At 72.7% G+C, this 8542-nt stretch carries 9 protein-coding genes and 1 pseudogene; 2 read left to right on the top strand and 8 right to left on the bottom strand.

What is annotated here, in order from left to right; all coding sequences use genetic code 11:
• Together VN520_RS13590 and VN520_RS13595 are read right to left on the bottom strand one after the other, a co-directional pair.
• Window positions 1–236, bottom strand: a pseudogene (locus tag VN520_RS13590) (hydrogenase expression protein HypA); the annotation flags it as partial.
• A 352-nt stretch (window positions 237–588) separates the two neighbouring features.
• Window positions 589–996 carry a RidA family protein gene (locus VN520_RS13595; RefSeq protein ID WP_325747150.1) on the bottom strand — a complete coding sequence of 136 codons (408 nt, stop codon included), beginning with the start codon at window positions 994–996 and terminating at the stop codon, window positions 589–591.
• A gap of 123 nt (window positions 997–1119) precedes the next feature.
• On the opposite strand from VN520_RS13595, the gene VN520_RS13600 reads away from it, so the two are divergent.
• Window positions 1120–1503, top strand: coding sequence for a helix-turn-helix domain-containing protein (locus VN520_RS13600; protein ID WP_325747151.1), 384 nt, complete (start codon window positions 1120–1122; stop codon window positions 1501–1503).
• Between the two features lie 204 nt (window positions 1504–1707).
• Here VN520_RS13600 and VN520_RS13605 read toward each other — a convergent pair whose 3' ends face one another.
• Genes VN520_RS13605 through VN520_RS13615 form a run of 3 tightly spaced genes read right to left on the bottom strand, consistent with a single transcriptional unit; the run spans window position 1708 to window position 4828 of the window.
• The gene (locus VN520_RS13605) at window positions 1708–2541 is read right to left on the bottom strand and encodes a sugar phosphate isomerase/epimerase family protein (RefSeq protein WP_325747152.1); all 834 of its coding nucleotides are present in this window, start codon (window positions 2539–2541) and stop codon (window positions 1708–1710) included.
• The gene (locus tag VN520_RS13610) at window positions 2538–3680 is read right to left on the bottom strand and encodes a dihydrodipicolinate synthase family protein (RefSeq protein ID WP_325747153.1); all 1143 of its coding nucleotides are present in this window, start codon (window positions 3678–3680) and stop codon (window positions 2538–2540) included. The genes VN520_RS13605 and VN520_RS13610 overlap by 4 nt, the downstream gene beginning before the upstream one ends.
• Window positions 3677–4828: a Gfo/Idh/MocA family oxidoreductase gene (locus tag VN520_RS13615; RefSeq protein ID WP_325747154.1), complete on the bottom strand. Its 1152-nt coding sequence runs from the start codon at window positions 4826–4828 to the stop codon at window positions 3677–3679. Before VN520_RS13615 ends, VN520_RS13610 begins: the two co-directional genes overlap by 4 nt.
• Before the next feature lie 109 nt (window positions 4829–4937).
• On the opposite strand from VN520_RS13615, the gene VN520_RS13620 reads away from it, so the two are divergent.
• Window positions 4938–6002, top strand: coding sequence for a LacI family DNA-binding transcriptional regulator (locus VN520_RS13620; RefSeq protein ID WP_325747155.1), 1065 nt, complete (start codon window positions 4938–4940; stop codon window positions 6000–6002).
• Window positions 6003–6086: 84 nt separating this feature from the next.
• Here the strand turns inward: VN520_RS13620 and VN520_RS13625 are convergent, their stop codons facing one another.
• The 3 genes from VN520_RS13625 to VN520_RS13635 are packed head-to-tail and all read right to left on the bottom strand — an operon-like array spanning window position 6087 to window position 8494.
• A complete protein-coding gene (locus tag VN520_RS13625) occupies window positions 6087–7082 on the bottom strand; it encodes a hypothetical protein (protein ID WP_325747156.1) in 996 nt (331 codons plus the stop codon).
• The gene (locus VN520_RS13630; RefSeq protein ID WP_325747157.1) at window positions 7075–7632 is read right to left on the bottom strand and encodes a GAF domain-containing protein; all 558 of its coding nucleotides are present in this window, start codon (window positions 7630–7632) and stop codon (window positions 7075–7077) included. Before VN520_RS13630 ends, VN520_RS13625 begins: the two co-directional genes overlap by 8 nt.
• Window positions 7616–8494, bottom strand: coding sequence for a S8 family serine peptidase (locus VN520_RS13635; RefSeq protein ID WP_325747158.1), 879 nt, complete (start codon window positions 8492–8494; stop codon window positions 7616–7618). Before VN520_RS13635 ends, VN520_RS13630 begins: the two co-directional genes overlap by 17 nt.
• Between the last annotated feature and the right edge of the window lie 48 nt (window positions 8495–8542).

An 8542-nucleotide genomic window follows, 5' to 3' on the forward strand; every position in this document is an offset into this window, starting at 1 on the left:
GTGCCGGAAGCAGTGGCGGTGGCTCCGGCGGCGCCCGCTCGCTTCGCGGTCCGTGTGCGGGCGTCCGCACCCTCGGGAGCGCCGCTCCCGGAGTCCCCGCTCTCCGCACGCTCGCTCGTCGGGCCCTGCGCGCCGGCGTCCGGGCCGGCCGGAGCGGACCGCGTGTCCTTGCCTCCGCTCAGGCCGCCGGGACTCGGGGCGTCGCCGGGATCCCCGGCCGCACCCTGCGTCGGCACCGCCCGGCGGGCCGGTGCCGACGAGTTCCCGGACGGACCGGAAGCGCCGGAGGACGTGTCCGAACTCGGCGGTATGTGTCTGGAAGGATCATGCTCACGTGCCATGCCATTTCCTTACTCATATTCGGGTTCGGCGTCGTGGCGCGCTCCGCACCCACGCACGACCGGACCTCACCCCCCGGCCGCCGGCTGGGCGAAGTACCGCGCGGCACAAGCATATTGGCGGGCGGTGAGGGGGACACGCCTGAACGGTCCGGGCCCGGGACGACGGTACAGGAACTCCGCCGGCCATGGCCGGCCGACGGAGCCCGCCCTCGTCCCCGGCGGGGGGACGGGCCCGGCCGCCTCCCCCTCAGTCGATGACCGCGATCACCTCGATCTCGACCAGGTGCTCTGGGACGTCCAGCGCGGCGATGCCCAGCATCGTGGCGGGCGGTGCCGGGGTGGTCCCCAGCCGGGCGGCCGCCCGGGAGATCCCCTCCAGGAGCAGGGGCATCTTGTCGGGGGTCCAGTCGACGACGTGGACGTTCAGCTTCGCCACGTCGTCGAAGGAGGCGCCGACGCTCGCCAGCGCGGTGGCGGCATTGACGTAGCACTGCTCGATCTGGGCCGCCAGGTCGCCTTCGCCGACCGGGGCGCCGTCCGCGTCCCAGGAGACCTGCCCGGCGACGAAGACCAGCTTCGAACCGGTCGCGACCGACACCTGCCGGTAGACGTCGATCTCCGGAAGTCCTGCGGGGTTGCTCAGGGTGATGGCCATGCTGTCCGCCTCCTCGCCGCGTGGCCCGACAGGCCGACGCGTGCTCTCTTGTGGTTACTCACGAACCGTAGGAGAGTGAGCCCTGACGTGGAAGAACGCACTTTTCAGTGACAGGGGAACCTGATGGTGACCAAGCAGTTCAGCGGCTCGCCGGAGGAACAGGCGGATCTGCGGCGCGCGGATTCGCTGGCGCGGGAGATCTTCTCGGACGTCGCCAACAAGTGGGCGCTCCTGATCATCGAGGCCCTGGGTGACCGCACCCTGCGCTTCAGTGAGCTGCGGGGCGAGGTCGAGGGGATCAGCCACAAGATGCTCACCCAGAACCTGCGCATGCTGGAGCGCAACGGCCTCGTCGAGCGGACGGTGTATCCGACGGTTCCGCCGAAGGTCGAGTACACCCTGACGGAGCCGGGTCAGGGGCTGCGGAAGACGGTGGACGTGATGTGCGACTGGACCCACCGGAACTTCGGCCACATCGAGGCGGCCCGCCGCGGGTTCGACGGCTGAAGGGCTCCGAGGGCGGCCGGCGGCCCGGAAAGCGGAATGGGGCCCGGCCCACAGGCCGGACCCCCCTCGCTTTCCCCCTCCGTCGGGCTTCCCGAATCCCCCCGGACCCCTCCCCGGAAGTCCCGACGCTGAGTACGACCGGGGAGGGCACGCAAAGGTTGCACGCCTTTACGATCTCTTTACCTTCGGTCGTTCCGGCCGCTCTCAGCAGGCATGTTCCAGATACCGCGCGGCCACTTCGGCGATCACCTCGGCGCCGTCCCGGGCCCAGAGCTCCTCGTTGAAGATCTCGACCTCGACCGGCCCGTCGAAGCCGGCCGCCTCGACCTGACGGCGCATCGACCGGAAGTCCACGCAGCCGTCGCCCAGCTGGCCGCGCCCCACCAGAACGCCCGCCGGAAGCGGAGTGATCCAGTCGGCGAGCTGGAAGGAGTGGATCCGGCCGCCGGCGCCCGCCCTCGCGATCTGTGCGGGCACCTGGTCGTCCCACCAGATGTGGTACGCGTCGACGACCACCCCGACCTGCTCGGCCGGGAAGCGCTCGGCGAGGTCCAGGGCCTGGGAGAGGGTGGAGACGACGCAGCGGTCCGACGCGAACATCGGGTGCAGCGGCTCGATCGCGAGACGGATGCCCCGCTCGGCGGCGTACGGGGCCAGCTCCGCCAGCGCGTCGGCGATGCGCTCCCGGGCGCCGTACAGGTCCTTCTCCCCTTCGGGGAGGCCGCCGGAGACCAGGACCAGCGTGTCGGTGTGCACGCCCGCGGCCTCGTCGAGGGCCGCGCGGTTGTCGTCCAGCGCGCGGGCCCGCTCGGCGGGGTCGGTCGCGGTGAGGAAGCCGCCGCGGCAGAGGCTGGTGACGGTGAGGCCCGCGTCCTTCATCAGCCGCCCGGCGCGCTCGACGCCGTACGCCTGCACCGGGGCGCGCCACAGGCCGACCTGGCCGATGCCCGCCTTGGCACAGCCCTCGACGAGCTCCGGGAGGGACAGCTGCCGGACCGTCTCCTGGTTGATGGACAGGCGGGACAGTGCGGCGCTCATCGGCTTCCTCCGTGGACACTCAGCAGGGCGCGCATACGCGCTTCGGCCAGCTCGGGGTCCGGGAACAGGCCGAGCCGGTCCGCGAGTTCGTACGCCTTCGCCAGGTGCGGCAGCGAACGGGCGGAGTGCAGGCCGCCGACCATCGTGAAGTGGTCCTGGTGGCCCGCCAGCCAGGCGAGGAACACGACACCGGTCTTGTAGAAGCGGGTCGGGGCCCTGAACAGGTGGCGCGACAGTTCGACCGTGGGGTCCAGCAGGGCGCGGAAGCCCTCGGTGTCCCCGGTGTCCAGGACCCGCACCGCGTGGGCGGCCAGCGGGCCCAGCGGGTCGAAGATGCCGAGCAGGGCGTGGCTGAAGCCCCGGTCGTCACCCGCGATGAGCTCGGGGTAGTTGAAGTCGTCACCGGTGTAGCAGCGCACCCCGCCGGGAAGACGGCGCCGTACGTCGATCTCGCGTTCGGCGTCCAGGAGCGAGATCTTGATGCCGTCGACCTTGTCCGGGTGTTCGGCGATGACCTTCAGGAAGGTGTCCGTGGCGGCGTCGAGGTCCGCACTGCCCCAGTAGCCCTCCAGCGCGGGGTCGAACATGGGGCCGAGCCAGTGCAGGACGACCGGTTCCGTGGCCTGGCGCAGGAGATGGGCGTACGTCTCCAGGTAGTCCTCGGGGTCCTTCGCCGCGGCGGCCAGGGCGCGGGAGGCCATCAGGATGGCCTGGGCGCCGGACGCCTCGACCAGGGCGAGCTGCTCCTCGTACGCGGCGCGCACCTCGGGCAGGGTGGCGGGGCCGGTGAGCTGGTCGGTGCCCACTCCGCAGGCGATCCGGCCGCCCACGGACCTCGCCTCGGCGGCCGAGCGGCGGATCAGCTCCGCCGCGCCGGCCCAGTCCAGGCCCATGCCGCGCTGTGCGGTGTCCATGGCCTCGGCGACGCCCAGGCCGTGCGACCAGAGGTGGCGGCGGAAGGCGAGGGTGGCGTCCCAGTCGACGGCGGCGGGGTCGTCGGGGCTGATGTCGGCGTACGGGTCGGCGACGACGTGGGCGGCGGAGAAGACCGTACGGGAGGCCAGGGGCGCCCCGGACGGTGCGAGGTCGAGCGGGGTGGCGCGGGGCTCGTACGGCCCCTGCGGGAGGTGGATGGTCACAGGGTCAGCTCCGGTACGTCGAAGCGGCGGCCCTCGGCCGAGGACTTGAGGCCGAGCTCGGCGAGCTGGACGCCCCGGGCGCCGGCCATCAGGTCCCAGGTGTAGGGCTCGTCGAGGACGATGTGGCGCAGGAAGAGCTCCCACTGGGCCTTGAAGCCGTTGTCGAAGACGGCGTTGTCGGGGACTTCCTGCCACTGCTCGCGGAACGCCTCGGTGGCCGGGAGGTCGGGGTTCCAGACCGGCTTGGGGGTGGCCGAGCGGTGCTGGACACGGCAGTTGCGCAGGCCCGCGACGGCGGAGCCGTGGGTGCCGTCGACCTGGAACTCGACGAGTTCGTCGCGGTTGACGCGGACGGCCCAGGAGGAGTTGATCTGGGCGACGGCGCCGCCCGCCAGCTGGAAGATGCCGTACGCCGCGTCGTCGGCGGTGGCGGCGTAGGGCTTGCCCTGCTCGTCCCAGCGCTGCGGGATGTGGGTCTGCACGTGTGCGGAGACGCTCGTGACCTGGCCGAACAGCTCGTGCAGGACGTACTCCCAGTGCGGGAACATGTCGACGACGATGCCGCCGCCGTCCTCCGCGCGGTAGTTCCAGGAGGGGCGCTGGGCTTCCTGCCAGTCGCCTTCGAAGACCCAGTAGCCGAACTCGCCGCGCACGGAGAGGATCTCGCCGAAGAAGCCGCCGTCGATGAGGCGCTTCAGCTTGAGCAGGCCGGGGAGGAAGATCTTGTCCTGGACGACACCGTGCTTGATGCCCGCGTCGCGGGCGAGGCGGGCCAGTTCGAGCGCGCCCTCGACGTCGGTGGCGGTGGGCTTCTCGGTGTAGACGTGCTTGCCCGCGGCGATCGCCTTCTTGATCGCCTCGACGCGGGCCGAGGTGACCTGGGCGTCGAAGTAGATGTCGGTCGACTCGTCGGCGAGCACCGCGTCCAGGTCGGTCGACCACTCGGTCAGACCGTGCTGCTCGGCGAGCGCCTCCAGCGCGTGGGCCCTGCGGCCGACGAGCACGGGCTCCGGCCACAGCATCTCGCCGTTGCCGAGGTCGAGGCCGCCCTGCTCGCGGATCGCGAGGATCGAGCGCACCAGGTGCTGCCGGTACCCCATGCGTCCCGTGACGCCGTTCATGGCGATGCGCACTGTCCTGCGTGTCACGAAGTTCCTCCATACAGCCGTAGCAAGCGCTTTCTATCCGGTATGACGCTAGCCTGCCGACAGCGGCCCGGACAAGGGGTGCCGCTCCACAACTCCTCGGAGGAGAGCGATGACAGTCACCCTGGCGGACGTCGCGGCCCGCGCCCGGGTGTCCCCGGCCACCGTGTCCCGTGTCCTGAACGGCAACTATCCGGTGGCCTCGTCCACCCGGGAGCGGGTCCTGCGCGCGGTGGACGACCTGGACTACGTGCTGAACGGCCCGGCCAGCTCGCTCGCCGCCGCCACGTCCGACCTGGTGGGCATCCTGGTCAACGACATCGCCGACCCGTTCTTCGGCATCATGGCCGGAGCGGCGCAGAGCGAGATCGGCGGCCCGGGTGACGGAACCGGACGCGCGGGCGGCGAGAAGCTCGCCGTCGTCTGCAACACCGGCGGCTCCCCCGAGCGCGAACTCACCTATCTCACCCTGCTCCAGCGTCAGCGCGCCGCGGCCGTCGTCCTCACCGGCGGCGCGCTGGAGGATCCGGCCCATCAGGCCGCGATGGCCGTGAAGCTGGCGAGGCTCGCCGACGCCGGCACCCGGATCGTCTTCTGCGGGCGGCCCCCGCTGCCCGGCACCGACGCGGTGACCGCCGCGCTGGCCTTCGACAACCGGGGCGGCGCCCGGCGTCTCACCGAGCATCTGATCGCCCTGGGCCACCGCCGGGTCGGCTATGTCGCCGGGCCCCTGGAGCGCACCACGACCCGGCACCGCCTGGAGGGCCACCGCGAGGCCATGAAGGCGGCCGGGCTGTACGGGGACGAGGAGAACGTCACCGTGCACGGGCCCTACGACCGGAGCTCCGGTTACGACGCCACCCTGGAACTCCTGCGCCGCGAACCGGAGGTGACGGCCGTCGTCGCCGCCAACGACACGGTGGCCCTGGGCGCCTGCGCGGCCGTCCGCGACCTCGGGCTCCGCATCCCCGAGGACGTCTCGGTGGCCGGCTTCGACGACCTGCCGTTCTCGGTGGACGCCGTGCCGGCCCTGACGACCGTACGGCTGCCGCTGTACGAGGCGGGGGCGCGGGCCGGCCGGCTGGCGATGGGCAAGGAGGAGCCCCCGCCGGGAGGCATGGCGACCATCGGCGCGGAGCTGATGGAGCGGGGATCGACGGCGCGGCCGGCCCGCTGACCCCCGGTCAGGGAGCCGCCCCGTGACGGCCGCTGCGCCCGCACCGGAGAAGTGAACCCGGTGGCCGGGCGGGAAGCGGGCCCGTCATCCCTGGCGGCCGTCGCCGGTGGCGCCCGCGCCCAGGAATGCCAGCAGGTCGACGGGGCGGGCGGGGGCCCCGGTCAGGGAACGGTGCAGGTCGCGCACCATGCGTACGGCAGCCTGGGTGACCGCATCGGAGCCGGCGCGGCGTTCGTACCAGAGCCAGTCGCCGTGCGCGTTCATCTCCAGGAACACCGCCTCCCCGCCGGCGAGGAGGAAGTCGAAGGCGCCGTAGCGCAGGTGCCACCCGCGGGCGAGGGTGCGCACGGCGGCCGTCACGGAGGGCGGCGGGGCCACCCGGCGCACCCGGACCCGGTCGGGGCGGTCCCAGATGTCGCGGGGGTCCGCCTTGGCCACGTCGAAGGCGACGATCTCGTCGCCGGCGAGGTAGACGCGCAGCTCCGCCTCGTGCTCGACGTACTCCTGCACCAGGACGGGCGTGCCCCGGGGGACCCCGGGGGCACCGGGCGGGTCATGGTCCTCGACGACGCGCGGCAGGTACCAGGTCAGCCGGCCGGGTACGGGCTCCACGTAGTGCCGGTCGGCCACCTTGACGACATGGCGCCCGGGCGGAAGGTGCGCGGCGGCCTCGGAGGGGTCCGTGGTGAGCAGGGTCCGCGGCACCCGTACACCGGCGGCCGCCGCCTGGGCCAGTTGCCGGGGCTGGCCCGGGTCGGTGCCGCCGACGGCCTCGCCGGCACCGGCGAGGAGGCCGTCGGCGAGAGCGTCCCACGAATCCCGGTAGAGCATGCCGTCGGCGACGGCGGGCGGGGCCGGGGCCGCACGGGTCGAGAAGTGGCGCCGCCACACGACGGTGGGTGTGAACGGGCGTCCGCCGGCCGGCGTCAGGCCCTCGCTCCCCCAGCTGACGCCGATGCCCTCCAGACGGTCCGCGTCGAGACGGTGGACGGGGACACCGATCCGCCGCAGCAGGCCGGCCACCCGGGTGAACTCGCCGTCGCCACTGCGGGTCAGCAGCAGCACGCGGCGCTCAGCCACGGGCGTTCTCCACGAGCAGTGCCTCGGCCATCTCCAGCAGTCGAAGGGCGCGGTCCGAACGCTGGTCGGGTGTCGCGGCCCGCAGCCGGGTCAGGAGTTCCAGGCCGATGGCCGCCTGGCCCGCCAGGAGGTCGAGCAGCCCGACGTCGGCCGTCTCCCGTACGTGGTGGGTGGAGCGGTCGAGCACCTCCAGCACCCCGACGCAGTCCTCCTCCCCGAACAGGGGCGCGGCCATGATGCTGTTGGGCACGTACCCGGTCGACTGGGCGGCCTGGCCGGAGAAGTGCCGGGACTCCCGCAGGTCGTCGACGAGCATCGACTGTCCCGACGCGGCCACCCAGCCCGCGATGCCGGTGCCGGCCGGGAAGCGGGTGCCGACGAGTTGTCCGTCCCCCTCACCGGCGACCGCCTCGAAGACCAGGTCGCCGTTGACGGGGTCCACGAGGAAGATCGAGGAGGCCGCCGCCCCGAAGGCGTGCCGGGCGACCTCGACGACGGACTGGAGCAGCCGACGCTCGGCGGACGCCGCACCGTCATCGGATAATGTCATGTTCACCTCCACCTTGGCCGACCACGTTGCCGGCGCACAGGAACAGAACCGTCTTGAGCTGGAACGGCGTGAGCCACGGGTGTTTGCCGAGCACCAGCGCGCACAGGCCCGAGATGTGCGGCGCGGCGAAGCTGTTGCCGGTCGAGCGGATGGTGCCGCCGCCGGGCCAGGCGACGGGGACCCGCACCCCGCGGGCGTGGAACTCCACCGGCGGGGCCGGGTTGTAGTAGTAGGTCATGGGGTGCTCCTCGTCGTGACTCGCCACCGAGATCACGGAGGAGAACGACCAGGGGAAGCTCGGGACGGGGCGGTTGTGCGCGGAGACCACCAGGGCGCACCGCCGGAAGTAGGCGCGGTCCACCAGCTCGTGGAGCTGCGCCGACAGGGCGGGCCGGGTCGTCGCCAGGCTGAGGTTGATGACGTCGAACCCCTGCTCGACGGCCCAGGCCAGGCCGGCGATCAGAGCGGGGCCGCTGCCGTTCCTGCCGTCCGTCAGCACCCGGACGGAGGACAGGGACACCTCCGGGGCGAGGGAGCGGATGACCCCGGCGCAGGCCGTGCCGTGGCCGGCGAGGTCGGTGGGAGCGCACTCCTCGATCCCCACCGTGCCGTCGTCGTTCTCCACCGCGGTCACCGCCTGGTCGACGCCGCCGACGAGCGGATGGTCGCCCTGCACCCCGCTGTCCACGACGCAGACCCGGACCCCGGCGCCGGTCGATCCCGACCAGGCCCAGTCGGGGGTGACACCCTGCATCAGGACCGAGGTGAACGCCTCCTGCTCCTGCTCGCTGGTGAGCGCGCCCCAGGCGGGCACACCCGGTGTGTAGGACTTCGTGGCGCGCCGCCACGGCGGGTCGGTCATCCCTCCTCCTCCCGGTCGGCCAGCCATGTCCGCACCGCGGCGGCGGGC

The sequence above is a fragment of the Streptomyces sp. genome (assembly GCF_035563135.1).
GTDB lineage: Bacteria > Actinomycetota > Actinomycetes > Streptomycetales > Streptomycetaceae > Streptomyces.